The 25,185-nt window shown below is 57.8% G+C and carries 26 protein-coding genes; 13 read left to right on the forward strand and 13 right to left on the reverse strand.

Translation table 11 applies throughout. The annotated features are described in order from the left end of the window. Positions 1–17 precede the first annotated feature (17 nt). Together J4G14_04685 and J4G14_04690 are read left to right on the forward strand one after the other, a co-directional pair. Positions 18–1,664: a thiamine pyrophosphate-requiring protein gene (locus J4G14_04685; GenBank protein MCE2457091.1), complete on the forward strand. Its 1,647-nt coding sequence runs from the start codon at positions 18–20 to the stop codon at positions 1,662–1,664. Positions 1,665–1,778: 114 nt separating this feature from the next. Then, positions 1,779–2,987, forward strand: coding sequence for an MFS transporter (locus J4G14_04690; protein MCE2457092.1), 1,209 nt, complete (start codon positions 1,779–1,781; stop codon positions 2,985–2,987). Here the strand turns inward: J4G14_04690 and J4G14_04695 are convergent. Together J4G14_04695 and J4G14_04700 are read right to left on the reverse strand one after the other, a co-directional pair. After that, positions 2,965–3,789: an amidohydrolase family protein gene (locus tag J4G14_04695; protein MCE2457093.1), complete on the reverse strand. Its 825-nt coding sequence runs from the start codon at positions 3,787–3,789 to the stop codon at positions 2,965–2,967. The genes J4G14_04690 and J4G14_04695 overlap by 23 nt on opposite strands. A 2-nt stretch (positions 3,790–3,791) precedes the next feature. After that, positions 3,792–4,562 carry a glucose 1-dehydrogenase gene (locus tag J4G14_04700; GenBank protein MCE2457094.1) on the reverse strand — a complete coding sequence of 257 codons (771 nt, stop codon included), beginning with the start codon at positions 4,560–4,562 and terminating at the stop codon, positions 3,792–3,794. 77 nt (positions 4,563–4,639) lie between these two features. On the opposite strand from J4G14_04700, the gene J4G14_04705 reads away from it, so the two are divergent. From J4G14_04705 to J4G14_04725, 5 genes are all read left to right on the forward strand, one after another. After that, positions 4,640–5,377 (forward strand): ABC transporter ATP-binding protein, encoded by a 738-nt coding sequence (locus J4G14_04705; protein ID MCE2457095.1) that lies wholly within the window; start codon positions 4,640–4,642, stop codon positions 5,375–5,377. After that, a complete protein-coding gene (locus J4G14_04710; protein ID MCE2457096.1) occupies positions 5,377–6,105 on the forward strand; it encodes an ABC transporter permease in 729 nt (242 codons plus the stop codon). The genes J4G14_04705 and J4G14_04710 overlap by 1 nt, the downstream gene beginning before the upstream one ends. Positions 6,106–6,117: 12 nt before the next feature. Further along, the gene (locus tag J4G14_04715) at positions 6,118–6,963 is read left to right on the forward strand and encodes an alpha/beta hydrolase (GenBank protein ID MCE2457097.1); all 846 of its coding nucleotides are present in this window, start codon (positions 6,118–6,120) and stop codon (positions 6,961–6,963) included. 98 nt (positions 6,964–7,061) lie between these two features. Then, a complete protein-coding gene (locus J4G14_04720; protein MCE2457098.1) occupies positions 7,062–8,021 on the forward strand; it encodes an LLM class F420-dependent oxidoreductase in 960 nt (319 codons plus the stop codon). Positions 8,022–8,035: 14 nt separating this feature from the next. Continuing rightward, the gene (locus J4G14_04725; GenBank protein MCE2457099.1) at positions 8,036–9,076 is read left to right on the forward strand and encodes a zinc-binding dehydrogenase; all 1,041 of its coding nucleotides are present in this window, start codon (positions 8,036–8,038) and stop codon (positions 9,074–9,076) included. A gap of 46 nt (positions 9,077–9,122) precedes the next feature. Here J4G14_04725 and J4G14_04730 read toward each other — a convergent pair whose 3' ends face one another. Then, positions 9,123–9,698 carry a DsbA family protein gene (locus J4G14_04730; GenBank protein ID MCE2457100.1) on the reverse strand — a complete coding sequence of 192 codons (576 nt, stop codon included), beginning with the start codon at positions 9,696–9,698 and terminating at the stop codon, positions 9,123–9,125. Positions 9,699–9,949: 251 nt separating this feature from the next. On the opposite strand from J4G14_04730, the gene J4G14_04735 reads away from it, so the two are divergent. From J4G14_04735 to J4G14_04760, 6 genes are read left to right on the forward strand one after another with little or no spacing between them, the layout of a single operon-like run. Beyond that, entirely contained in the window at positions 9,950–11,089 is a 1,140-nt protein-coding gene (locus J4G14_04735) for an LLM class flavin-dependent oxidoreductase (protein MCE2457101.1), read from the forward strand. A gap of 17 nt (positions 11,090–11,106) precedes the next feature. Further along, positions 11,107–11,832, forward strand: a complete 726-nt coding sequence (locus tag J4G14_04740; GenBank protein MCE2457102.1) for a class I SAM-dependent methyltransferase — start codon at positions 11,107–11,109, stop codon at positions 11,830–11,832. 51 nt (positions 11,833–11,883) lie between these two features. Further along, entirely contained in the window at positions 11,884–12,738 is an 855-nt protein-coding gene (locus tag J4G14_04745) for a deoxyribonuclease IV (GenBank protein ID MCE2457103.1), read from the forward strand. A 16-nt stretch (positions 12,739–12,754) separates the two neighbouring features. Further along, positions 12,755–13,480 (forward strand): VIT1/CCC1 transporter family protein, encoded by a 726-nt coding sequence (locus tag J4G14_04750; protein ID MCE2457104.1) that lies wholly within the window; start codon positions 12,755–12,757, stop codon positions 13,478–13,480. Positions 13,481–13,524: 44 nt separating this feature from the next. Continuing rightward, entirely contained in the window at positions 13,525–14,391 is an 867-nt protein-coding gene (locus J4G14_04755) for a DMT family transporter (protein MCE2457105.1), read from the forward strand. Positions 14,392–14,423: 32 nt separating this feature from the next. Further along, the gene (locus J4G14_04760; protein MCE2457106.1) at positions 14,424–15,179 is read left to right on the forward strand and encodes an SDR family NAD(P)-dependent oxidoreductase; all 756 of its coding nucleotides are present in this window, start codon (positions 14,424–14,426) and stop codon (positions 15,177–15,179) included. Between the two features lie 19 nt (positions 15,180–15,198). Here the strand turns inward: J4G14_04760 and J4G14_04765 are convergent, their stop codons facing one another. The 10 genes from J4G14_04765 to J4G14_04810 form a co-directional block, all read right to left on the reverse strand. After that, the gene (locus J4G14_04765) at positions 15,199–15,591 is read right to left on the reverse strand and encodes an ACT domain-containing protein (GenBank protein MCE2457107.1); all 393 of its coding nucleotides are present in this window, start codon (positions 15,589–15,591) and stop codon (positions 15,199–15,201) included. 18 nt (positions 15,592–15,609) lie between these two features. Next, on the reverse strand, positions 15,610–16,737 hold the full coding sequence (locus J4G14_04770; GenBank protein MCE2457108.1) for a histidine decarboxylase: 1,128 nt from the start codon (positions 16,735–16,737) through the stop codon (positions 15,610–15,612). A 201-nt stretch (positions 16,738–16,938) separates the two neighbouring features. Further along, on the reverse strand, positions 16,939–17,991 hold the full coding sequence (locus J4G14_04775) for an Ldh family oxidoreductase (protein MCE2457109.1): 1,053 nt from the start codon (positions 17,989–17,991) through the stop codon (positions 16,939–16,941). 11 nt (positions 17,992–18,002) lie between these two features. Beyond that, positions 18,003–18,479 carry an amidohydrolase family protein gene (locus J4G14_04780; protein MCE2457110.1) on the reverse strand — a complete coding sequence of 159 codons (477 nt, stop codon included), beginning with the start codon at positions 18,477–18,479 and terminating at the stop codon, positions 18,003–18,005. A gap of 93 nt (positions 18,480–18,572) precedes the next feature. Further along, on the reverse strand, positions 18,573–19,493 hold the full coding sequence (locus J4G14_04785; GenBank protein ID MCE2457111.1) for an aldo/keto reductase: 921 nt from the start codon (positions 19,491–19,493) through the stop codon (positions 18,573–18,575). A gap of 96 nt (positions 19,494–19,589) precedes the next feature. Then, positions 19,590–20,519: an SDR family oxidoreductase gene (locus tag J4G14_04790; GenBank protein ID MCE2457112.1), complete on the reverse strand. Its 930-nt coding sequence runs from the start codon at positions 20,517–20,519 to the stop codon at positions 19,590–19,592. A 61-nt stretch (positions 20,520–20,580) separates the two neighbouring features. Next, a complete protein-coding gene (locus J4G14_04795) occupies positions 20,581–21,504 on the reverse strand; it encodes an SDR family oxidoreductase (protein MCE2457113.1) in 924 nt (307 codons plus the stop codon). A gap of 132 nt (positions 21,505–21,636) precedes the next feature. After that, a complete protein-coding gene (locus tag J4G14_04800) occupies positions 21,637–22,134 on the reverse strand; it encodes an NUDIX domain-containing protein (protein ID MCE2457114.1) in 498 nt (165 codons plus the stop codon). Continuing rightward, positions 22,134–23,624 (reverse strand): DUF4349 domain-containing protein, encoded by a 1,491-nt coding sequence (locus J4G14_04805; protein ID MCE2457115.1) that lies wholly within the window; start codon positions 23,622–23,624, stop codon positions 22,134–22,136. Before J4G14_04805 ends, J4G14_04800 begins: the two co-directional genes overlap by 1 nt. Positions 23,625–23,946: 322 nt before the next feature. Next, positions 23,947–25,176, reverse strand: a complete 1,230-nt coding sequence (locus J4G14_04810) for an ABC transporter substrate-binding protein (protein MCE2457116.1) — start codon at positions 25,174–25,176, stop codon at positions 23,947–23,949. Between the last annotated feature and the right edge of the window lie 9 nt (positions 25,177–25,185).

Consider the following 25,185-nt stretch of genomic DNA (forward strand, 5'->3'; position numbering starts at 1 on the left):
AAGTAGGAGAACAATACATGAACGGAGACCAGGCAGTAGCAAAGATCCTCAAGAAAGAGGGCGTGGAGTGGATCGCTGCATTCCCCGCACAGACGCTTATCGATGCGTGTGCGAGGGAGGGCATCAGGCCGATTCTCTCCCGCCAGGAGCGCGCAGGCGTGAACATGGCCGACGGCTTCAGCCGAATCAAGAACGGCAAAACCATCGGCGTGTTCACCATGCAGACCGGACCAGGATCTGAGAACGCCTTCGGCGGTGTCGCACAGGCCTTCGCGGACTCGGTACCGATTCTCTGCCTGCCGGGAGGACAGCCGTTCGACCGGATGGACGTCCACCCGAACTTCGAGGCAGTCAAGAACTATGCCGGAATAACCAAGTGGATGGCGCTGGTCAACAGCGTCGGACGGATTCCCGAGCTGATGGGTATGGCCTTCAGCCAGCTTAAGCACGGCAGACTCGGACCCGTGCTGCTTGAGCTCCCACGCGACGTAATGATCCAGGAAATACCAGACGCCCTCGTGGACAACTACAAGCCCGTCAAGCCTCTGAAGTCCGGTGGTAGCCCTGAGGATGTCAGAGACCTTGTAACCGCGCTACTTGCCGCTGAGGCTCCCGTCATCAACGCCGGACAGGGCGTCATGTACGCCGAGGCGACAGATGAACTTGTCGAGTTCGCTGAGCTGACCAACATCCCGGTTATGACGACCCTGGCTGGTAAGAGCGGCTTCCCAGAAGACCACACGCTGGCTCTCGGTACAGGCGCATCGTCGGGCACCATGATGTGCCAGCACTTCCTGGAAAAGGCCGACTTCGTTCTTGGCATGGGCACCAGCTTCACGATATCCAACTTCAACGCCCCGATGCCCAGCGGTGTTACCCTTGGCCATTCGACAAACTGCGCTGAAGACGTCAACAAAGACTACCGCGCCGACTACGGTGCTGTAGGCGACGCAAAAGTGGTCCTCCGCCAGATGATCGAAGAGGTTAAGAGCCAGATTGGCGAGCACGGTCGTGGCGACGTTCACGGCGTTCGTGATGAGCTAGCTAGGGTCAAGGCCGAGTGGATGGCCGAGTGGTCGCCGTCTCTGAACTCGGACGAGGTCCCAATTAGCCCGTATCGTGTCTTTACTGAATTGATGAAGGCAGTCGACGCTCGGGAGACCATCATCACGCACGACTCAGGTTACCCTCGTGAGCAGATCGTTCCTTTCTGGCCGGCAGTCACGCCTAGAAACTACATCGGTTGGGGCAAGTCGACACAGCTCGGTTACGGTCTAGGTCTTGCTCTCGGCGCAAAGATGGCAGAACCGGACAAGCATGTCATAAACATCATGGGCGATGCGGCGTTCGGCATGGCAGGGCTGGATATCGAAACTGCTACCAGGTCAGAGCTACCCATCCTGACCGTGGTCCTGAACAACGGTGTCATGACTCATTACTACGACCACATGCCATTCGCCACCGAGCGCTGGAACAGCAATGCACTCGGCGGGGAATACGCAGAGGTTGCACGCGGTCTGGGCGCCTACGGCGAGAAGGTATCCGATCCTGCTGAGATCGCACCTGCGATACAGCGTGCGCTCGCCGCGAATCGGGAAGGGCAGCCAGCTCTCCTCGAGATGAAGTCCAAGGAAGAGGAGAACATCTCCCGCTACTGGCGCTAGGCTTAACGACCATCGAAAACTAAGGGGCGGTCCTCGTGGCCGCCCCTTTTGGTTTAGGCGTGATAAGCTTCGATTCTGAATCTCTTCTCAAAATCACTTTGAGGAACGCCAGACATGGCCCGTGTCGTCCGCAGGTTAAATTACGCCCACGTCATTCTCGCCGTGGGCTTCGCCGTCCTCTTCTTTGGCACTGGGACTCGCTATGTATTCGGCCTGGTTCTCGTACCTATGACGGAGGAGCTGGATCTGAGCAGATCTACCCACTCTTCGGCCCTTCTGGTTTTCATGCTTGTGTCCGCCGCTGCTATGCCATTCATTGGCAGGATGATCGATAGACACAGTATCAAGGCAGTCATGGCCGTTGGAGCAGTCCTCAGCGCCTCGGCTATCGCGCTCATGGGTGCAGTCAACTCCGCATGGCAACTCTTCGCCATATACGGTCTGCTCTATGCCGTGGGATTCGCAGCTACCTCCGTGGCGCCGGTTAGCGTGTTAATGAGCAGGTGGTTTCCCAACAACACAGGACTGGCTTCGAGCGCCGCCATTACCGGGAATGGCACAGGTCAACTGGTCATCATCGCGTTGCTCACTTCGTTCCTGTCCGACATCGGGTGGAGGCGGGCATACTTCATTCTAGGAATGGCCAATGCCGCAGTAGTCATCCCCTTGGTGCTGCTCTTCGTCCGATCAGGTCAGGCGCTGACTGCCGACAGACCTGACTCCGGAGTTGCTGACGAAGGGAGTTCGTCAATACGGGAAGTACTGAAGGCCCGTGACTTCTGGCTTGTGACGATCATGTACACCGTCTGCGGATACATAGTCGCTTTCGCCCAGGACAGGGGAGTGGGCGATTTCCTGTCAGGCAACATTCTGGCATTCATGGGGCTGGCTGCACTGATTGGAGTCCTGCTCTCGGGTGGCCTGGCCGACAAACATGGGGCGTGTCGACCAACGCTGCTGTGCTTCGCATTGAGGATCGGCCTGTTTGGATACATCGTCTTCATGCAGGACGCAGTCAGCATCGCCGCAGTCGCGCTCGTCTACGGATTTACTTTCACTATGACTGCCCCGCTCACAGTGGTGTTCGCGGGCAACATATTCGGGAGGGCCAGGCTCGGAAGCGTCAGTGGACTGATAAACATGGTCCACCAGGTCGCTGGTGGTCTCGGAGCGCTGGTAGGGGCCCTGATATTCGACGCAACTGGCAGCTACACTGGCGCATTCGTTCTTATGTTCGCGTTCTCAGTGCTTGCAGCAGTCTCCACTGCGATGATCAGGGAGAGGCCGTACACTGGGTCCCTTAGAGCGGTCCCGGCGTGCTGAAGTCGGTCACCTTGAACCCAGCCTCCTCTACTTGCCTCGCCAAACGGCCAAATCTAATCAGCGGGTAGTCGCTGCCGAGCAGCACCTTTTCAGTCCCTACTAGTGCTGAGACTGTCTCGTAAACGCTGGCGTCATATAGGAACGGAGACGCCGCAGTGTCGAACCACACATTTCGGAGTGCCACTTGGACTTCCGGCATAAGTGCATAAAAGGGAAGGCCACCACCCCAGTGAGCGCAGACGATCTTTACGTTCGGATAAGCGCGGGCATTCTCGATGAACCGCATCAGCACATCTGGTGTTGTCCGACCCTTGCCTTGATACTGGTGTCCAACCGGCTCCGATGAGTGAGTCGTGACGGCAAAGCTGTGCTCGTTGGCCACTTCCAGGATTGGCCGCATTGTGTCGGCGTCGCCAAGGTCAAAGCCCTGGGTGTCCGGATGCAGCTCACCCAGACCTCTGAGTCCCAGTAGAGCGCAGCGTTCCAACTCACGTGCTGCATTGACTCCCCAGTATGGGTTGACCGATCCAAACCCGATGAGGCGGGTAGGGTGCGATCTTACGGCCTCAGCAATGTAGTCGTTGCACCGGCGAGCAAGGTCGATGTCAGTCCATCCGTACCCCATGACCACAGACCGGTCGACGCCGTCCTCGTCCATCGCCGCGATCAGGTCTTCAGCAGTCGCCAATCTCGCCCTGGGATCTGAGAATAACTCGCGAAATGTGGCGTCCCGGTTCGTCCATGGCTGACGCTCATGTATCAGCCACGGTGGAACGATGTGGGTGTGGAAGTCGGTGACCAACGCTACTGCGCCGTCATGCCTCCGTCTATGACCAACTCGGAACCCGTCATGTATGACGACTCATCCGATGCCAGGAAGAGGATACCCCGTGCGATCTCCATTGCGTCACCCATCCTGCCCATCGGGATGCGCTCTAGCATGAAGTTAAGCCGCCCCTCTTCTTCTGCACCCGGTCGCGTCATCGGGGTTAGCATGAATCCCGGATGGACCGAGTTCACCCTGATCCCGTCCCTGGCAAGCTGAATCGCGGCCGACTTGGTGAAGATACGGGATGCTCCCTTAGCTGCGTGGTACGCCGTGGACCCAATGCTGCCGACGATGCCGTAGATGGATGAGATGTTGATGATCGATCCCCCACCCGCGGCCCGCATGTGAGGAATAGCGTGCTTGGTGCCCAGGAAGACGCCCTTGCCGTGAACGTCCATCTGTCCCTGCCATATTTCCTCAGTGGTCTCTTCCACAGTTGGACGGCCACCCGTCCCGGCATTGTTTACGAGGATATTGAGGCTGCCATAGGCAGAGACGGTCGCCTCTATTGCCTCCTGCCACTCGCTCTCGTCAGTGACGTCAAGGCGTCTGAACATCACGTCGTGACCGGCATCGCGCAGTTGGGCGACAGTTCGTTCCCCAGACTCTACGTCGATGTCAGTCAGCATGACCTTGGCGCCCTCTTCGGCGAACAGCCACGCCGACGCGCCGCCGAAGCCCATGAGCTCGCCCTTCACACCATGAGCGGCACCAGTGATAAGCGCGACCCTGTTCTCAAGCCTCATTCCGTTCACCTCCAGTAAGACGGCTGGGGCCGATTATATCAGTTGTCCAGCCACACAGGACGTGCTAGAGTCCGGCCATGCAGGCCTCTCCCGTTGTCGAAGTAAATGAACTCTCCTTCAGCTACGGCACGAACCAGGTCTTAAACGGCCTGTCACTGTCAGTGAAGGAGGGTGAGATCTTTGGCGTGCTTGGCGCCAATGGCTCTGGCAAGACAACCCTCATGCGAATAATGGTCGGCCTTCTCAGTCGAGACGGCGGCACACTCGAAGTCTATGGTGAGTCTCCCTCTCCCCAGCAGGCAGGCCAAGTCGGTTACATGCCCCAGCTCAACGCGCTCTACCAGGAGCTCTCAGTAAGGGAAAACGTCGACTTCTTCGCACGTATGTATGGCATGTCGGACCGCGGCTCCCGTGCACAGTCCGTGGCGGACGCGATAGAACTTGTGGGCCTCACTTCCCAGATTGGAGAGCCAGTCCTGAAACTCAGCGGCGGCATGCGCCAGCGCGTCAGCCTGGCAATCACTTTGGTCCACAGGCCGTCGTTGCTGCTTCTGGACGAACCAACCGTTGGGCTAGATCCAGACCTCAGGGTTATGTTCTGGGAACACTTCAGAAGAATGGCTGAGTCAGGCACCACGATAATCATATCCAGCCATACGATGGACGATGCTGCACACTGCGACCGCCTCGCGTTTCTCAGAGACGGTAGAGTCATCGCTCTTGATACGCCTTCGGCACTGAGGGCGGCAAGCGGACGGCCAGATGATTCCCTGGAGGATGCGTTCATACACTTCCTTCGGATGTCGGACGACTGATGTCCACCGACCGCGTCCTTGCCATAACCGAACGGATCATCCGCCAGATCCTGCGTGACAGACGCTCAATCGGACTGCTGATAATCGGACCGCTTATCGTTATGTCCCTGGTCGGCTTCAGCCTGTACGACCAGCGAACTATACTCGACCGTGTTGCCCCCGGACTGCTTGCCGTCTTCGCTCTCTTCTTTACGTTCATACTGACCGGCGTTGGATTCCTGAGAGAACGGGCACAGGGAACACTCGAACGCCTCCAGACCACCCTGGTCGGCAGCTTCGACATCATGCTCGGATACATGCTGGGCTTCCTGATCTTCGCCATTGTGCAGACCATCGTAATATTCACGTTCACGGTCTTCGCACTACGAATAGACTACAGCGGCAGCCTGTGGGAGATCGGAGTCGTCCTATTCCTTGTAGTGACCGTTGCCGTCAGTTTGGGCATCTTCATATCCAGCTTTGCCAGCAACGAATTCCAGGTCGTCCAGTTCATCCCGATAGTTCTCGCGCCCCAGATTTTCCTGTCCGGCGTCATCATCCCTGTCGACCAGATGCCGCAGCTCTTCGAGTGGCTGTCTCTTGTGCTGCCCCTTACCTACGCTGTCGAGGCACTGCGCGAGATCATGCTGCGCGGGACTGACCTTGCTGCGCTGTGGGGAAATCTGGTCGCTCTTGCCGTCTTCTCATTGGCGCTCCTTGCCGCTGCGGTAGCAACGCTGAGGCGCTAGGCTTTAGCATAGATGCGAACGAAGACACTGCTCCGGCTCGCCTTGATCGTGACAGTCGGGGCGGCACTTGGAGTCCTGGTGCGCCAGATGTCCATCCTCGACCGAATCATGGTGTACTTCCCCGAGCGCGCCATCTCGGCAACCCCTGCCGAAGTCGGCCTCGAGTACAGCGATGTCTACCTGACAACAAGTGATGGCGTCCGAATTCACGGCTGGCACGTGCCGGGTGAGTCCAGAACGACACTGCTGTGGCTGCATGGAAACGCCGGGAACATCGGCAATAGGGTGGACAACATCGCAGTCCTCAATCGGTTTACTGGCCTAAGTGTGATGATCATCGACTACAGGGGTTACGGGCTAAGCCAGGGCAGTCCGTCGGAGAGGGGACTCTACCTCGATGCAGAGGCCGCCCTCGAGTACCTAACTTCGGAAATCGGGCTCGATCCCGAGCAGGATATCGTGCTCTTCGGACGCTCACTCGGAGTTGGCGTGGCGTCGGAGATGGCCACACGGCACCCCGTCAGATGCGTGATACTAGAATCCGGGTTTACTTCGGTCATGGGAATGGCAAAGGCAACACATCCCGACTGGCTCGTGTACGCACTCACTCCCCTAATGGACGCAAGGTACGACACCCTGTCCAAGATGGGCCTCATAAAATCGCCTGTAATGATAGTCCACGGGGAACAGGACGGAATCGTCCCATTTGGAATGGCCCATGAACTATACGAGGCTGCAAGCGAACCAAAGCGTCTGTACGCTGTTTGGGGAGCTATGCACAACGACGTCTACAAACGAGGCGGCAGAGCCTACTACCAGGCCTTGAATGAATTCATCGCAGGTCCGGCTCCCGAGTAGACTCTTTCACCTGGGACATCAGACTGGTCACTAACTGCTACCAACTGGTAGCATCCAGCCAGTTAGTACCTGCCCAGACCAGAAGTCGGAGGACCACCATGGATTTCGGATTCGGCGTTCCCAGCCGCGGCCCCTTAGCCTCTCTTGAGAACATAGTAGCTCTCGCCCAGAAGGGAGAGGATCTGGGCTTTGACATAATCACTGTCAGCGACCACATCGTCGTACCCAACGACATTGATTCGATCTACCCATACAGCGAGACTGGAGAGTTCACAAGCTCTCAGTCCGGCGAGTACATGGAGCAGCTCACGACTGTCGCATATCTCGCAGGATTGACCTCCAGGATCAAGCTACTGACCTCCGTGATGGTTCTGCCACATCGCAGTCCCGTACTCACGGCCAAGATGCTTGCGACAATCGACGTACTTTCCGAGGGCCGGCTGATAGTCGGCTGCGGAGTTGGGTGGATGGAGGAAGAGTTCGACGCTATTGGTGCACCTCCATACGCTGAGCGCGGGGCGGTGGGTAACGAGTACCTGAGAATCTTCAAGGAGCTCTGGACCAGTGACGATCCGTCATACGAAGGCGACTACGCAAGCTTCTCCAACATCGCATTCGCCCCTAAGCCCGTCCAGCAGCCACATCCCCCTCTCTGGATCGGCGGCGAGAGCCCGCCTGCGCTGCGTCGCGCCGGTCAGCTTGGGGATGCCTGGTACCCCATTTGCAGCAACCCGAATTTCCCTGTCGGCACCCTGGAGCAGTTCGCAGACTACAAGGCGCGAGTCCTCCGTAATGCCGAGCGGGCAGGGCGCGATCCCTTGGAACTGGACTTCGCCTATAGCGTCAACTGGTACGACGACACCCAGGAGCAGACCGCCGATGGCGAGCGCCGTATCTTGACTGGCTCCCCTACCCAGATCGCGGCCGACATTGATGCCCTGGAAGAACTCGGAGTCAATCACCTCATGCTCGGATTCCAGGGGGCCAATCTGGATGAGACATTTGATCAGCTCACCCGGTTCACAGACGACATCCGACCCCTAACTGCCAACAGCTAATTTCTGGAGGAGATATGAAAGCTGTCTACATGACCGAGCACGGGGACACTGATGTCCTCCAGTATGGCGACATGCCTGAGCCTGAGATCGGACCAAATGAAGTCAAGGTGCGAGTCCATGCCGCATCGCTTAACCGGCTCGATGTCTACACCAGAGCCGGGGTCCGGGGAACTCGCATTCGTAACTTCGACAGCCCACACATTCTCGGCGGCGATGCCGCCGGAGAAATTGCTGAAATTGGCAGCCAGGTACGAGGCAGAGAAATCGGGCAGAGGGTCCTGGTCAATCCTCGCATGACCTGCAATCAGTGCCGGTGGTGCTCCTCTGGAGAGGATGAGTTTTGCGAAAACTCCGGCATGCTGGGTTCGTCTCGCAGGGGAAGCTACGCCGAATATGTGGCCGTCCCTGCTACCAGTGCCGTGCCCATTCCCGACGGAATCTCCTTCAAGGAGGCAGCCACACTCCCCACTGTCTACCTGCCCTGCTGGTCCATACTCGTGCGTAGAGGCGCTCTGAAGTCGTGGGAGACTGCGCTAATTCTCTCAGCATCGGCGGGCGTAGGAACTGCCGGAATCCAGGTTGCGAAGAACGTGATTGGGGCCACGGTCGTCACTACCACCAGCACCGAAGAGAAGGCGGCCCAGGCGTCGGAATTGGGAGCCGATCACGTCATCAACTACTCGAATGAGGACATTGCCGAGCGTGTGCGTGAGATTACCGGAGGGCGTGGCGTCGACGTAGTTCTGGACCATGTGGGAGCAGAGTTCTGGCCCGCTGCAACCCGTTCACTGGCCATGGGTGGACGTTATGGCATCTGCGGTGTGACGACCGGATACCGAGCGGAGCTCCAAATGGGGGCGATGTTCACCCGATACCAGACGGTTTTCGGTGTGTTCATGGGACGCAAAGAAGACATGCGTCAGATCGTTCAGATGGCTGGCAGGGGGACGATACGCGGAATCATCCACCAGACATTCCCGCTGGAAGAGGCCGCCAGGGCTCACGAAGCTATGGAAGGCCTGAACTTCTTCGGCAAGCTCGTGCTGACTATGTGATGAGAGTAAAGGGTCCGGCCATCTGACCGCACCCTTTGTGTTTAACCTAGTCTACTGCGCCCTTCGGCCAGGGTGGCTGAGGGCTCTTGATCTCACCGATATACGTCCTGCCTCCGAACAACGACACGAAGCTATCGAAGACCTCCACTGCCTCGCCTTCAGGCGGAATGAACGTCTTCATGTAGGCGGTGTGTCCGTTCTCGAACAGGAACGTCGGCGTACCGAAGATGGCGTTCTCCTGCGTGGTGGCTTCCTCGTGGTCTGCCGCCACTGTTGCAAGCACGTCGGGATCGTCGAGGTCCTTCTTGAACTGCTCGACGTCAAGACCAGCATGCTCAGCCAAGGCGATCAGCGGCTCGTCCTCATTTAGCGGCATTCGGTCGCCTGCGTGCCTGGCAGTCAGCAGGGCGAGATGGAATTTATCAAAAGCCTCGGGGTTACCCTGCCTCTTGGCTGCCTCTCCAGCAACCGAGGCCAAGAGTGCCCGTGCTTCTCGAACATCCATCTGTTCCCAGACCTTCCAGTCTGCGTCATTCCTGCTGTTGATCTGCTCTAGCGAGAAGTGCCGCCAGTTGATCTGCAGATTGTCTCCGTACTCCTGCTTGACCTGATCCAGCCACACGGCTGCATTGTAGACCCACGGTCAAGCGTAGTCGTACCACACATCCACTTTGACTTGGTCTGTCATTTTCCGCCTCCAATTGTGCTTACCATCTGGACCGCCCCGCGAGGCACATCCTATTTGGCGGCATTGTATCACTCTTGTACTAAACGCGCAGTCCAGACCCGGATTCAGGCTTGCCGCGCCGCGAGCGGTTAGACGACAATGTCTCCTGGGCAGTTGCTCACGGGACAGCTCAGGAGGGACACCGCTTGATTAAGAACTTCTCAGTGCTCTATGTCGGAAACATCGACCTGGAGGACGTCGGAGCAGACGGCACTCCTGCCGACCAGCGACGCTATACGAACGACAGGCTAATGGAGAGCCTGGATACGGCCTCGCAGGTTGCAGGGTTGATGGACGACCTTGGATTTCACACCCTGTGGATGGCGGAACACCACTTTCAGCGCGAAGGCTACGAGTGTATCCCAAACATCATCCTGCTGGGCACACATCTCGCCTCGCGCACCAGGACGCTCAAATTCGGCTGCGCCTTCAACATCGTGCCGATGTGGCATCCGCTGAGGCTGGCTGAGGACTATGCGATGGCGGACATACTGACCGACGGGCGAATCGTATTCGGCGTTGGCCGCGGCTATCACAGCCGTGAGGTAGAGACTTTCGGGGCTCCTGTCATCGACAACGACGCAAACCGCGCCTACTTTGAAGAACAGATGGAAGTGCTGTTCAAGGCGTTCAACGAGGATTCATTCACGCATCAGGGTGAGCACTTCACTATCCCGCCAGAGGTCGAATATCGAGGCTACGATCTCAAGGACGTGACTCTGGTTCCTCGGCCAAAGCACCTGCCTGTCGAGATGTGGCAGCCGATAGTCAGCGGGCGGACTATCGATTTCATCGCCAGGAACAGAATCAATGGAGTCGTCGGACTAACCGGTGAGACCCTCGTAAAGGGCATCTTCGAGCAGTACCAGGACGCCAATGCTAGGCATGGCCGGGAACTCGAGCTTGGAGAGAATCTTGCTCTCGAGTTTGGCTTCTACATTGCCGATAATCAGGAAGAGGCAATGAACAAGCTCAGGCCCTATCACGACGAACGCTATAAGTGGTTCGCGCCATTCGGATTCGTTCGCTACGCGGACGAACACGGCAGGGTCTGGGGAACTCCAGGCGCTCCGGCTCGCACTCCGTTCATAGAAGATGGCGTGGAACAGAAGGCATGGATATGTGGCCCTCCAGAAGACTTCGTCGGCTTCCTACGGGACTTGGAGAACAAGTACCCCGGGCTGGAGCACGTCATCCTGCACTGGGCAGAGGGGATGCCACGCGCTGAGTTCATGGAACAGCTCCAACTGTTTGCCTCCGAAGTTATGCCCGCTTTCAGAAGTTAGGAATTCACCGGTTGGACTTGGAGCACAGACTGAATACCCAGTGGACTGACGCTGCTGAGGACTGGATCCAGCAAGACCAGTCCGTGCGCACAGGGATGCTGGACTCATGGATGCTGAAGGCACTGGGAGATTTATCCAACGCGCGCGTGGTTGACATAGGTTGCGGTGAGGGCCGCTTCTCACGGCTGCTGGCCGGACTCGGTGCGAGTGTAACCGGAGTCGACCTCACTGAACCGTTCATCGAAAGGGCCAGGAGCCTCGCCGTCGGCAATGACACCTACGTTCTAGGCGACGCTGAGAACCTAGAAGGCATTGCATCGAACAGCTACGATCTTGCTGTTCTATACATAGTTCTTGTTGATCTGTTGGACTATAAGGCGGCCATTGAGGCTGCAAACCGGGTACTCAAACCGGGGGGCAAACTCGTTATCTGCAACGTCCATCCCATGCGGACCTCAGTGCCTTACGGATGGATAATCCAGGGAGGACGTAAGCTCTTTTACGCCCTCGACAATTACACCGACGAGGGGCCTCGGGAATTCGACTGGTGGGGGAAGAACTTCATCAACATGCATCGTACATTGTCCAGCTACATGTCAGCTTTTCTGGAAGCTGGCTTCGTTCTGGAACAACTGGACGAACCAGTTCCCTCTGAGGAGCAACTCGCCGAGAATCCTGGTTTTGACGACGAGTACCGTGCTCCCAACTTCATCATTTACGTACTGAGAAAACCAGGAACCTAACCCATCAGATTGATAGTTATGGATAGGTTACGCACATTAGGAGTCTGAGCATTGAAGATAGGAGCGCACGTTTCAACTGCGGGAGGACTGCACACCGCTTTCGGTCGCGCCGATGAAATGGGTGCAGAGACCATTCAGATCTTCGCGTCCTCCCCAAGGGCATGGAAGTTTCGAGACCTCAAGCCGGAAGTCGTGCAGCAGTTCCACGAAGCCTCAGGCGAAACCGGGATTGCCCCAGTCTTTATCCACGGCAGCTATCTGGTCAACATAGCAGGCACGCCGGAATTAATTGAGAAGTCAGTAGAATGCCTGATCAGAAATATGGAGGTGGCGGCCGAGATTGGCGCCACAGGCGTCGTATTTCATGCTGGCAGTCACAAGGGTAGGGGATTCGACGCTGTAATCGGGGCAGCCGCCTCAGCACTGACTGAAGTGCTGGAGGCTAGCCCACCCGGCCCACTCCTTCTGGTGGAAAACAGCGCCGGCATGGGAGCGCACTTGGGAGCCTCGTTCGAAGAACTGGGCGAGATGATCTCGGCAGTTGGGAGCGATCGCTTCAAGGTGTGCCTGGATACTGAGCACTGCTTCGCCGCAGGCTACGACATAGCCAACCCCGACGTGATTGATGCCGCCATGGAAGAGTTCGACAACTGCATCGGTCTCGATCGACTGGTGGTTGTTCACGCCAACGACGCCAAAGTGGAGATGGGTTCTGGAGTGGACCGGCACGATAACATCGGCGAAGGACACATAGGCATCGAAGGCTTCGAGGTCATCATGGGCCATGAGGCGTTCAGCGACGTGCCGTTCATCCTCGAAGTTCCTGGCCCTGACAAGAAGGGGCCGGACAAGGACAATGTAGACAGGCTGAAGGATATCCGAAGTCGTCTGCAGTCCGGCGCCTGAATTGGTCCAATAAAGGATGCCTGATTCAGAAGGAGGCTGGGGTTCTGCGATTCTGGACGGAGGCCTTCTGGGAGGAGGTAACCTCAGGGCAGCAGTTCTAGGCGCCAACGACGGTCTCGTATCCAACTTCAGCCTCGTAATGGGCGTTGCTGGCGGGTCCGGCGACCCAACGATCGTACTCCTCGCCGGTATCGCGGGGCTGCTCGCGGGAGCGTTCTCGATGGCAGCCGGCGAGTGGATATCAGTAAGCAGCCAGGCCGACGTCTACAGGAATCTCATCCGGAGAGCCTTTGCGGCCTTTCAAGATGCTCCTACCAGGCACGAACGCGCTCTTGTTGACATCTATCGGTCCAAGGGACTGACTCAGGATGAAGCCCTGGTCGTGGCTCGTCGTATCAAGGCCGACCCTGACGTGGCCCTCGAGACTATGGCCCGCGAGGAATTGGGACTCGACCCCAATTCGCTCGGGTCTCCGACTGGTGCCGCTGCGAGCTCGTTCGTGGCATTCTCCATCGGGGCGATCATTCCGATTGTTCCTTACCTATTGGAACTCGGGTCGATGACGCTTCCTTTGAGTACGTTGCTGAGCGCTGTCGCTCTCCTGATTGTCGGCGCGCTAGTGGCGGCCGGTTCGGGACGGAACATCGCCTGGGGCGGTATGCGAATGCTCATAGCGGGAGGAGCCGCCGCCGCAGTCACCTATGGGGTTGGGTCGTTGATAGGGATCGCACTGGTCGGTTGAGTACTGCCACTATCCATGCCCGGCAAATGCTGGGAGCGACGTAGATGGTCCTTCCGAGCGTCCTATTTGGGCTCGCCTTTGCCACAGGCATCGGTGTCGCCGACGTCATATCTGCTGGGCTGACCCGCACGCTGGGGGTACTGCGCACGGTCTTCCTGCTGCAGGCGTTCGGAGTCGTGGGGATGCTCGTGTTCGCTCTGTTCACGAGTCAGCTTGAGTCCATCAGCGCGAACGATCTCCTTCTGATGGCTGGGCTCACCGTACTCGTCGTGTTCTTCTACCTGGGATTCTACAAAGCCCTTCAGCTTGGCCCTATCGCACTTGTGGGGCCAATAGTGGCTGCTCACAGCCCCGTAGTCGTTGTGCTGGCTGTGATATTCCTCGGAGAAAGAATCAGCGAGTGGCAGATCGCGGCAATTGTAGCGGTTGTCTTCGGGGTGGTGATGGCATCCGTTGACGTCCCGGCGCTGAGGTCTGGTCGGAAGGTAGTCGGGCTTGGCGTCGGCCTCGCAATCGGGGTCAGCATTGCAGCCGGCTTCTGGCAGTTCGCCATTGCCGCGGTCTCGAAGGAGATGGGATGGTTCGCTCCCGTCTTCCTCACGAGGGTGTTTATGGTATGTATTCTGATACCGGTCGTGGTCATCAGACGGGAACAGCCGTGGGTCGGGCTGAACAGGAAGCTTGCAGCAGCAATCATTGTGGTGGCAGCACTTGAAACGCTCTCGCTTCTGGCATTCACACGTGGATCTGAAATCGGAATCGTCTCGATTGTTGCTGCTGCGTCCACGGCCTACCCGGTGATCCCGATCATCGGAGGGATCGTCCTGTTCAAAGAGCGCCTAAGCCCTATACAGTTCGGTGGACTGTTCGTAGTGTCACTGGGGCTGCTGGGCTTGACCCTGCTACCATAGGTGCGCATTTGAAGTTACAGGAGGACAACGGAATGGGATTGAACGACAACGTTTGCATCATCACAGGTGGTGGTAGCGGGATCGGCCGGGCCACCGGACTCATGATGGCCGAGGAAGGCGCAGTCGTGGTTGCGGTCGGACGCACCGCGTCTAAGGTCGAGGCTGTCCGAGACGAGATAGCAGCGGCTGGTGGTGTAGCCGAAGCCTACGGAGTTGATGTCGGCGACAATGACGCCGTGGCGTCGATGGTCAACGAGGTCCTCGGCAAATATGGCAAGGTGGACGTGCTAGTCAACAACGCAGGCCATAGCTCGCCGCGCAGGATGCTTCTGACAACAACCCCGGACGATCTTCGAAGCGTGTACGACAGCAATCTCGTTGGATCGGTATTCTGCACTCAGGCCGTCGTGCCTTCCATGGTCGACGCCGGTGAGGGAACGATCATAAATGTCTCTTCGATGGCTGGAGTAAGCGCAAGCCCCCTGGCGGGTATGAGCTACAGCGCAGCCAAGGCTGCCGTTATCAACTTCACCGCCTTCATAAATGCCGAGTACCGTAACACGGGCATCCGTGCCAGTGTTGTCATTCCGGGAGAGGTGGATACGCCGATTCTGGACGGCCGTCCGGTCGTTCCAGACTCCGATGCCCGCTCCTCGATGGTCACGGCAGAGGACACCGCGGAGGCGATTACGCTGATTGCGCGCCTTCCTCAGCGAGCGGCGATACCTGAGCTAATTATTCGGCCCACGTGGCTCAGGGACACCAGCGGCGAGGTCAACATCGCCTGATCGGCAGAGTTCTGCGCTGCTAGACCAGCGCTTCTTTGCCAACCAAGGCTTCTGCCGCCTCGCGATCATCGGCTGAGAGTGCGACCGTAGCATAATCCCCGTGCCTGTCCAGGATGTGCAGGCTCTGGATGTTCACGCCGGCGTTCTTGAACCTTTCAGCTATTTTGGCCAGAGCTCCGGGCTCGTCCCTTAGTCGGACAACGAGTATGTCGTCTATCACGGCACGGAAGCCTGCGGCCGTGAGGGCGCTGAGTGCGGCGTCGTTATCCTCTGTAGTCATGATGACAAGGCCGGTCTCGCCCGTGTTCTCGGTGTTGATTGTCAGGATGTTTACGCTAGCGTCGGCCAGTGCCGCAGTTATGTCTGCGATCACTCCGACCTCGCTTTTCGCCATGATAATTATTCGGTCCAACCTGATTCCTCCAGTTGTCTAGCTGTTAAGCACTTCATCAAACAGCGCGTCTATCGATTCACGAGTGACATTGGGCATCGTGATGATGTGCGCTATGTCCTCGTAGGGCGCGATCTGCCATTTCCGGATCACCTCTGCGGATGGCCGAGGGAAAACGACAGTCACCGAGTTCTTGTTCCTCCACGCGGGGATGCCAACCTCATTGAATCTCTGCACCGCATACTCGGCTTGCTGGAGACTGTTCGTGACAATCTCCTTGAAGCCATACAGACCGTGGCGTTGGAATGCGTACCAGATCAACAATGGAGCGAACGCACTCCGCGATCCTGTGAGAGTCGTATCCAGGACCCCCACGTATTCTATCGACCTTGCGATACGAGACACGTATTCCTTGCGTGTAAGTGCGACGCCGCAAGGCAGGGGAGATCCGATCATCTTGTGGCCGCTGACGGCGACGCTATCGAAGCCCCTGTCGAAGCCGTATGGCTGAGGTTCTTCTACGAACGGCAGGATCATACCGCTGAGCGCAGGATCCGCGTGGATGTAGGAGTTGGACACTGCCAGGTCGTCCAGTATGTCTCTCACCTTGTCTACGTCGTCTATCGCGCCCTTCATGGTCGTTCCAATGTTGGCCATCATTATGACGGGGACATCCCGATTTATCCTGACTGTTTCGTAAAGGTCGGCGTAGTCTATTTGCCCGTTCGGCTGGCTCTTGATCATGATGTTGCGAGCCTTCAAGAGTCGCAGGATCTTCACCACGCTGTAGTGCGTATCCTGGGAGAAGTACACTACGCCGTCGGGATAGGTCTCGCGCCCCATGTACAGGCCGTACATGTTTCCCTCAGTGCCACCGGAAGTAACGTAGCCCCAGGCATCGTCGCGAGGAAGCCGCATCATATCGGCGAAGGTACCGACAACTTCCCGCTCGATCTCATGAGTGTTGCTGGCGAAGTTGCTGTCGTGAAAAGGGTCGCCCACGTTGTTGGCAGAGTACTTGAGGAAAGGCAACAGGTCTGAGTAGTCATAGTCAAGATTGACCGGATACCCCATCGCCGTCTGGCTCTTGACCTCGAAGTCTTCTAGAAGCGTCGCCAGACGTTCCTGAGCCTCCAGGCTGATTCCATCCAGTGAATCAGCAGACATCGGGCTCACAGTTTCATCCGTGCCTTCTGTCTCCGTCATCGTTTAATCCTCCGAAAAACTCACACAAAGGACGTGCTTAACTTTGATGATAGCCGAAGGCCATACGAGTCGAGCTCTACGTCGACATCGACAAGGTAGTGAAGTATGAAATTCGGCGTGATGAGGTAGTCGACAGTGGAGCGATTGGATACAGCTAGATTACTAGCTCAGCCCCAATTGTTCAGCCACGCCGTATTCATTCGCCAGGTCTCGCAGGCGTTCCCAGGTCGCATCCTCTACGAAAATGCCTTCAGCAAGGAGTTGCTGTTCGCGTTTGTGCTCGAGTTCACCGGGATAGAAGACCTCTGTGAAACCGGCTGCCGGCTCAGAGCTCTTCAGGTAACGCGCAAACTCAGTTACCTCGGCCTTGAACTCCTCGGTGTCCCTGAACGCCCCGACGTCGAATACGGCCATGAAGCATCCATCGTTGTGACGACCTGACGGGTCGTGCCCGAAGCCGAGCCCCGTAAGGATTCCCGACAGGATCTCCACCATCACGGACAGCCCGTAACCCTTGTGACCTTCTGGTCCGCCCAGTGGCAGCACAGCTCCACCGTTGCGTAGGTCGTTGGGATCGGTTGATGGGTTACCGTCTTTGTTGAGGAGCCAACCCTCCGGCACAGACGACCCTCTGGCAACGGCCACTCCGAGCTTGCCGGCCGCGACAGCGCTGGTCGCCATGTCGATGAACATAGTGCCTTCGAGATTCGATGGCATCGCAATGCAGATCGGGTTGGTGCCGAGACGTGGCTCTCTCCCGCCGAACGGTACGACCGACTTCGATGAGCGCCCGGAGTCGGCCGTCATCATTCCGATCATGCCCTGCTTTGCAGCCATGATTGGGTAGTCTGCAACTCGTCCGACGTGGCTTTGCCTGAATACCGTCGCGGCTGCCACACCACCCTGTCGCGCCTTTTCGATAGTCATCTCCATGAGGCGCTCTGACACGAAGTACCCGAATCCCCAGTGGCCATCGACCACGGTTGTGGTTGGGGTGTCCTTGAGGATATCGAAGTCCGCTCCGGGGACTATATGCCCTCTCTTGACCCTGTCGATGTACGTTGGTATCTGGATAATCCCATGAGAGTCGTGACCCGCAAGGTTCGCGCCGACCGAGTGGCGGGATATGATCTCGGCTTCCTCTTCACTCGCCCCGCTGCCCTTGAGCAGTTCGGCCGCTATGGTTGTCAATCGGTCAGCATCGACTGTCGGCATATTCTTTCTCCCTAGAGCCTGTAGAATCGCGTGGCGTTGCCGCCAAGGAAATTGCTTCGCTCTTTGATGGTAAAAGGACCAATGGCCCGTATTGTTGCATCAAACATTCGTTGATGTGAAGAAGCCTGGAGACAGACCGGCCAGTCGCTTCCAAACATCAATCTGTCCGTAGCGAACTGCTCTCTTACATGTTCGACGTATGGTCTGTCCGACGTCGATCGCGAGACTAGAACCAGTCGATGTCGAACGCTTCTTCCATGGATGCCCACCATTCGCCTTTGGCAGCACCCTCCACCTGCACCTGGAATCCGCGCATCAACTCGTCCCACTCGCGCGCTCTGGGAGAAGCGTCCGTGTACGCTTGGAAGTCTCTGGAGGGTTCGAACTTGTCCTCTGTCTCGATGTACATGAACATCCGCGTGCCCTTGAGGAAGATCTTCATCTTCAGGATGCCGACCGACCTCAGTCCCTCGATCACCTCGGGCCACACCTCCCGATGGTACCGCTTGTACTCGGCGTTAACGTCGGGATCGTCGCGAAGATCCAGTGTCATTGCGAACGACTTCAAGTGCTGCTCCGTATCACGTCAATGACGGTGTCGGTGCCTCCGATGGAATCAGGCCTTCAGACTTGAGGTCTGACCAGAGAGATGCTGGGATCTCGAACCCCGCCATCTCAACGTTCTCTTCAACCTCAGCGGGTGTTCGAGGGCCAGGAATCGTCGCGGCTATTGCGGGATGAGCAAGCCCAAACTGGAGAGCCGCCGCCTTTAGCGGGACGCCATGGCTGTCGCATACAGCCTTGATCTGCCTTGCAGTTTCCAGCACTTCCGGCGGCGTCCGCTGGTAGAAATACGTCGTATCCGGCCCCAGCTCAGATGCCAGCACCCCACTGTTGTATGGGCCGCCAAGGATCACACTGATCTGCTTCGACTCGCACAAGGGCAGGAACTCGTCCAACCCGGAGTGGTCCAGCAGAGTGTACCTCCCGGCGAGCAGGAAGCAGTCGAAATCGCCTTCGCGTGCAAACCGCGCAGGCATCTCCCACTGGTTCATACCAGCGCCGATTGCCCCAACGACACCCTGGGAGCGTAGCTCCGCGAGCGCCGGAAACGCCTCGCCAATAGCCTGTTCCCAGTGGTCGTCTGGATCGTGTAACAGCGCAATATCAAGTCGTTCAAGCCCAAGACGGTTAAGGCTTTCCTCAACGGAGCGCAAAACGCCGTCCCTGCTGAAGTCAAAGACTACATCGTACGGAGGAACCTCGACGTAGATGTCGTCCTCGCCTGTAGCCTCGTCGTTGGGATCGAGCACTCTACCAACTTTCGAGGACAGCACATAGCTGTCTCGATCGAATCCAACCAGGCCCTCTCCATAGAATCGCTCGCTCTTGCCGCGACCATACAGAGGCGCCGTATCGAAGAAACGGATGCCTAGCTCATAACCACGTCTGACTGAGTCGACTGCGGCCTGTGCGCCGACGGGGGTGAATAGACCGCCCATCGGAGCGCCACCGAGTCCTAAACAGGTGACCTTGAGGTCCGTCGTTCCGACCTGTCTGAGTTCGAGAGTGTCCACAGTTACACCAATGGGTAGCGATTACTCCCGAGGAGCCTGGCGAGGCGCCGGGTTAACCATGTCCATACCCAGCGTGCCGGGGAACATCGCCGCTATTTCTTCAACAGACCAGCGTCCACTCTTGTGCAGAGTGCGTGCAGGCTCTGGGTTGTTCATGAGCGAGATCTCGCCGCCTGTCACGTGGAAGAGGTATCCGTTGACGTCCTTGGCCTCGTCCGAAGCGAGCCACGTCACGAACGGGGCGATGTCTTCAGGCTCACGCCTGAGTTCGAGTGCCCTGGGGCCGGACGCGCCCTGAATGCCTGAGGAGGCCCTGATCGCTCGCGCCGAGTCCGGCACAGTAGCGGTCATCCGAGAATTCGCCCCTGGGGATATTCCGTTTACCCTGGCACCGTAGCGGCCCATGTCCCGCGCAATGGCTCGTGTGAACCCGGCAATGCCATCCTTGGCAGCACCGTAGTTCGACTGCCCGGAGTTGCCGTACAATCCTGACGTGGACGAAAAGGTGATAATGCACCCACTTCGCTGCTGTCTGAACAGAATGCACGCAAACTTCGAAACAGTGAATGTACCCTTCATATGGACGGCGATCACGTCGTCCCACTCCTGTTCGGTCATGTTGAACACCATGCGGTCCCTCAGGATCCCAGCTGGCGTTACGACTATGTCGAGCTTGCCGAAGCTGTCGAGGGCTGTCTTGACGATGTTCTCTCCGCCCTCCATGGTGGCTACTGAGTCGTAGTTCGCCACGGCTTCGCCGCCTGCGTCCTTGATTTCAGTTACCACTTCGTCGGCGGGCGCAGCAGAAGTGCCTGTACCATCAACGGCTCCGCCGATGTCGTTCACAACCACCTTGGCGCCCTCTGCTCCAAAGAGCTTGGCTATTCCAGCTCCGATGCCTCGCCCCGATCCGGTGACGATGGCCACTTTGCCTTCAAGTAGATTTCCCATTGCTTGGTCTCCCGTCTTGTTGCGATGTCAAAATCTCAGCGAGTCTATCCTTGGTCGCCCTCTACTGCCGCGGCGGTTGCGGAGGGGATGGGTTCGGAAGACCGCGCGTGATCTGCTGCGGTACGAGCTCCACAAGCTGGTCCAAGGTCCACTGATCGTCCTGGAAGATCGTGCGTACGCGCCTTGGCAGTGAAAGCAGTGTGATCGTGCCCCCGTAAACAAGGAACGTCTGCCCATTGACGTTGTCGGCGAAGTCACTCGCTAGGTAGCTTACGAACGGCGCAATGTCGTCTGGGTCCATCGGGCCCTGAGGTGTAGGGGCGTCACGTCCCTCGTCTCGACCTGAACGCATCTCCCTCGCAACGTCGGGCACAGTCGCCGTCATTCGAGAAGAAGCTCTTGGGCAGATTGAGTTTGCGGTGACGCCGTAGCGTCCGAGGTCTCGCGCGACTACCTTGGTGAATCCGGCGATGCCCGACTTTGCAGCGGCGTAATTGCCCTGCCCGGTGTTTCCGAACAGGCCAGACTCAGATGCGAAGGTTATGATTCGACCGGAGCGCTGCTGCCTGAACAGAATAGACGCGAATTTGACGACCGTGAACGTCCCCTTCAGGTGGACGTCAATCACGTCGTCCCACTCGTCCTCGGTCATGTTGAAGATCATCCTGTCGCGCAGGATTCCAGCGACGGTAACGACGATGTCCAACTGTCCATAGTTGTCCAGCGCGCTTTGAACGATGGCCTCTCCACCTTCCATGGTGGCTACGGACTCGTAGTTGGCGACAGCCTCGCCGCCATTGGCCTTGATCTCGGCGACGACCTCGTCAGCGGGGCTGCTTGAAGCCCCCGAACCATCAACGGCACCGCCGAGGTCGTTCACGATCACCTTGGCGCCCTCGGCCGCCATCGTAAGCGCAATCCCTCGTCCGATACCGCGGCCAGCGCCTGTGACGATGGCCACCTTGTCAGTCAAAGTATTCGGCATGAATTCCTCCCGTTTTCAGCACGCCCGCGAATCTCTGCCGCGGGCCGAGTTTCTACGTGTTCGACCTAGGCTCTGCCTAGTGTCGAGGCGTGCACAGTGTACAGGAATTCAACGCCTCGATAAACCGTATAGCTACGAGCCAGGCAAGCCGGTCACATGCTCGATGGCCCGGATACCAAGCAGCCTGACATCATCAGGTGGCACCTCAGGGGGCCGTTTTCCGTCGGCGAGTGGGCGCAGGTCCGCCAGTTCGTCCTTTGACACCCATCGCCAACCCTCAGCCAATTCTGGAGAATCCGTAGTCGGGCGACAGAAGTAGATCATGTCGATGTGCTTGTGAAAACCATCCACCGGGTCGTGAATGTCCTCAACCATGATCGTGTACGGCGGCAGAACCTGCTCCGGGTAGTTCAGATTCAACTCAGGGGACGTAGGAACCACTTCAACCTCGATTCCGGTCTCCTCAAGTACCTCCCGCAGTACTGCCTGAACAGGATCCTCGTTTTCCTTGATGTGTCCCCCGGGTGGCAGCCACGCCTCGACCTTGCGGTGCCAGTGCAGTGCGGTACACTCTTTGCGTACAACGAAGCCCGTGGCGGTGAAGTGCCTGATCAGGTCTCCACCTGCCATCAGGAGTCCGAGCCCACGTTCTGTTCAACGGTGTGGACTTCAACTCTGCTCCTGCGCCTTCTCCACACCCTGACAATTAACCACAAGACTCCGCCAATGACCGCCCAGAGCGGCGAGAAGATCACAAGCCAGATGAGTGCAACCAACGCTCCCTGAGCAAGCTCTGAAAGCCCTCTGACGGCGCTTTTGAGGCTGCCGGCGAAGTCATACCCTCCGACCACGAAGCCGAGATGTTCTCTCACCACAACTTCCACTATGCGCGTCGCCTCAATTTCCCCGACCTCGCTCTCAGCGGTGATAGTCAGTCGGGCGATGTAGGGCTGCGGGCGATAGTCGCTATACACATGAGTCGCAAAGGCTCGAGTCGTGCCTTCTGGAAGCTCTCCCTCTTCGGGTGGCAGGCCATCACCAAAGTCCCATTCATATCTGACATCGGTCAGCCCCTGCGGCCTCGTGAATGAGCCCGAGAAGGGCACTTCGGTGTTCTGCTCAACCTCCATCCAGTCTCCCGCAAATACCTCAATCACAGGTACCTCGGACACAGAGACTGTAATCGTGTCCTTCCCCTCTACAATTCCCCCTTCACCCGTACCCGTGATCGTCACCTGCGCGATGAATGGCGAACCGATAGTGCTGCCGTACACGTGGTTTACGGTCGCGGTTGTAAGCTCACCGGGCGTCTGAGTAGGGGCCGTCCTGTAGATGGTCTGAGGTTCTGTTGCATCTCCGAAGTCCCAGGTGATGGTGTAGTCCTCAATGCCTTCTGGTGGGCTGAATGTCGCCCTGAACTTGACTGATTCGTGGACTGCAACGGTCTGGTCAGATCCACTGTCAACTGTGACCTCAACTGGGGCAAGTCTGAGGTTCACACGGATTATGGAAAATGCTGCAGACTCCTCCAGGAACTTGATCCGCCCTGAAAGACGTTCCACCTCTTCCTGAACCCTGGACAAGTCCCGCTGTACTTCCAGGGCGGCCTCCACTGTCGCGGCCCGCTCGAGAAGCCCCAGCAGAGCTTCCTGTGTTGCCCGCTGATTCTTCAGCCTTGATCCGAGGTCCACGTACTCGTCGGTCACGTCCCTGCTGCTCGTGTTCTCAGATTCCACCTTAGTAGCGAGAACTCGTAGTTCGTCGATCGTGTCGTCGAGTACGTCCGCTGGCACCCGGATACTGATGCTACCTCCGTGCAGAGCCCACCTGCCGCTGTCAACCACCCACCCGCCGGCTCCATCGGCAAGGTCCGCAATTTCGTCAATGGCCGTCTGGATTTCATCCACGACCAGCGACATATCAACCTCTCGGATGATTATCCGCCGTTGCGTTACGAGCTGCGCAGGTGCTGCGGCCTCCGATATGGCGTCGTCTGAGGCCATCTGAGCCTCCACCTTCACCGGGGCAGGACGGGCAGCCGGTGCCTGAGGCGCAGCCGCAGCAGGCTGAGCGGGAGCAGCCTGGACCTTCGCCGCCGGGTTTCCCGGGTTTCCGGGCATCCCTGGACTCCCCTGCGGTCCAGGGGGGCTCGCCATACCCTGCTGGGCCAGCGCCGGTGCCTCGGCCACCATTTCGTCGAGCGATTCTGAAGTCTGCCGTGCCCAATCCATGTCTGAAGTTGCTGATTCCTCGGCACTTCCGCACGCGGCCAACCCCCACAGGACAGTTGAGAAAGCAACCAATGCAGCTAGAAGAAGGAAAAGTCTATACATCCGAAGGTACCCCCTTTTCGGGCGTGATGTCAGTATAGACGAACGGCGAGACGACTTTGTTCCATCCGTGTTTCAGCAGATGGGACGCGGCGGCAGCCTTTGAGGAATGCTAGTTGGAATCTACCGCCCAGTCGGAAGCCAGCCCCAGCACTCTGAAACCGTAGTTCTCTTCCGTTCTCTCGGCGGGAGGAAGGATCTCGACCACAGCGCGGGAGAGCCCTACGACTTCTCCCTTTTCGTCGAAGCTGTAGTTATCACCTATCGCCCCGCTCCAGGTGATCTCGTACAGGCAATCCCTGAAACCATCGGCGTCTTGATCGTCGCCCGTCCGTTTGAGGCATTCGGCCGCGATGTAGACGTCGTCATAGGCAGAGCCAAGATGCCAGGGCAGGGTGACGTAGTTGTACCGTTCCCGGAAATCCGAAAGCACTTGCTGGGCCTTCTCGTTCTTCGGATCAGGCGCTGCAGTTATCGCCTTCATCCCAGTCGCCGCGTCTCCTGCGATCTCAAGCGCAGTGACTCCAACCGAAACGGTTTCTCCGTAGATTGGGCCTTCATAGCTGATCTCTCGCGCCTGCTTTACGATTGTGCCGCCCGCGAACTCGGACTGGGGAGATATGTGCAATGCGTCAGGACTCGACTCGAATAACTTCGTCAACTGCGTCCTGAAGTCAGTGATGTCGGACGAAAAGCGTTCCTCAGCCACGATCTCTCCACCTAGTTCGGTGAATCGGTCGACTGAGGTCCGCCTAACGCACTCAGCATAGTCAGTCTCTTCCGTGATCGTGGCTAGGGTACGAACACCATCCGACCAGAGAACGTTGCCGGTGCTGACACCGTCCTCGACATCGCTGATCTGCGTTCGGAATAAATAGTCTCCTGCGTCGGCTATGTCAGGGTTGCTAGCGAGGCCTGAGAACAGGACAACTCTGTTCTCTTCAGCGAGTGGCGCGACTCCCAGCATCGCGCCGCTGCACGAAGTGCCAAGGATGATCTTTACACCGTCGACATCCGTCAGTTTTCTGAACGCCGTAATCGCGTCTTGCGCGTTGCACTTTGAGTCTTCGATAACGAGTTCCAGCTTGTTCCCGTTGACTCCTCTCGCTGCGTTAATCTCATCGGCGGCCATCTGCTTGGCGTGTGCAGCCACGTTCCCATAGGTCTCGCCAACACCTGTAATCGAGTCCATGACGCCGATCCTGTACGCAGCAGAAGCGGGAGTGTCGACAGCAGCAGCTTGTTCCTCGGACTCGCAAGCGACAGCTAGGAAACTGGCAAGGATAACCACTGCCAGGACACCTACAAGCCCGTTAAACGCAAAGATGCGCGTATTGCCCAATCGAAGAAC

Source organism: Dehalococcoidia bacterium, from assembly GCA_021295915.1.
Classification (GTDB): domain Bacteria; phylum Chloroflexota; class Dehalococcoidia; order Lucifugimonadales; family UBA1123; genus VXRN01.

Bases quoted from the DNA above. Each gene is read 5' to 3' on its own strand.
- J4G14_04705 (MCE2457095.1), top strand. From the start codon at position 4,640: ATGCAGGCCTCTCCCGTTGTCGAAGTAAATGAACTCTCCTTCAGCTAC.
- J4G14_04700 (MCE2457094.1), bottom strand. From the start codon at position 4,562: ATGAGGCTTGAGAACAGGGTCGCGCTTATCACTGGTGCCGCTCATGGT.
- J4G14_04805 (MCE2457115.1), bottom strand. From the start codon at position 23,624: ATGCCCGGAAACCCGGGAAACCCGGCGGCGAAGGTCCAGGCTGCTCCC.
- J4G14_04800 (MCE2457114.1), bottom strand. From the start codon at position 22,134: ATGGCAGGTGGAGACCTGATCAGGCACTTCACCGCCACGGGCTTCGTT.
- J4G14_04790 (MCE2457112.1), bottom strand. From the start codon at position 20,519: ATGGGAAATCTACTTGAAGGCAAAGTGGCCATCGTCACCGGATCGGGG.
- J4G14_04725 (MCE2457099.1), top strand. From the start codon at position 8,036: ATGAAAGCTGTCTACATGACCGAGCACGGGGACACTGATGTCCTCCAG.
- J4G14_04795 (MCE2457113.1), bottom strand. From the start codon at position 21,504: ATGCCGAATACTTTGACTGACAAGGTGGCCATCGTCACAGGCGCTGGC.
- J4G14_04770 (MCE2457108.1), bottom strand. From the start codon at position 16,737: ATGTCTGCTGATTCACTGGATGGAATCAGCCTGGAGGCTCAGGAACGT.
- J4G14_04755 (MCE2457105.1), top strand. From the start codon at position 13,525: ATGGTCCTTCCGAGCGTCCTATTTGGGCTCGCCTTTGCCACAGGCATC.
- J4G14_04685 (MCE2457091.1), top strand. From the start codon at position 18: ATGAACGGAGACCAGGCAGTAGCAAAGATCCTCAAGAAAGAGGGCGTG.
- J4G14_04715 (MCE2457097.1), top strand. From the start codon at position 6,118: ATGCGAACGAAGACACTGCTCCGGCTCGCCTTGATCGTGACAGTCGGG.
- J4G14_04760 (MCE2457106.1), top strand. From the start codon at position 14,424: ATGGGATTGAACGACAACGTTTGCATCATCACAGGTGGTGGTAGCGGG.
- J4G14_04750 (MCE2457104.1), top strand. From the start codon at position 12,755: ATGCCTGATTCAGAAGGAGGCTGGGGTTCTGCGATTCTGGACGGAGGC.
- J4G14_04720 (MCE2457098.1), top strand. From the start codon at position 7,062: ATGGATTTCGGATTCGGCGTTCCCAGCCGCGGCCCCTTAGCCTCTCTT.
- J4G14_04785 (MCE2457111.1), bottom strand. From the start codon at position 19,493: ATGGGCGGTCTATTCACCCCCGTCGGCGCACAGGCCGCAGTCGACTCA.
- J4G14_04775 (MCE2457109.1), bottom strand. From the start codon at position 17,991: ATGCCGACAGTCGATGCTGACCGATTGACAACCATAGCGGCCGAACTG.
- J4G14_04710 (MCE2457096.1), top strand. From the start codon at position 5,377: ATGTCCACCGACCGCGTCCTTGCCATAACCGAACGGATCATCCGCCAG.
- J4G14_04690 (MCE2457092.1), top strand. From the start codon at position 1,779: ATGGCCCGTGTCGTCCGCAGGTTAAATTACGCCCACGTCATTCTCGCC.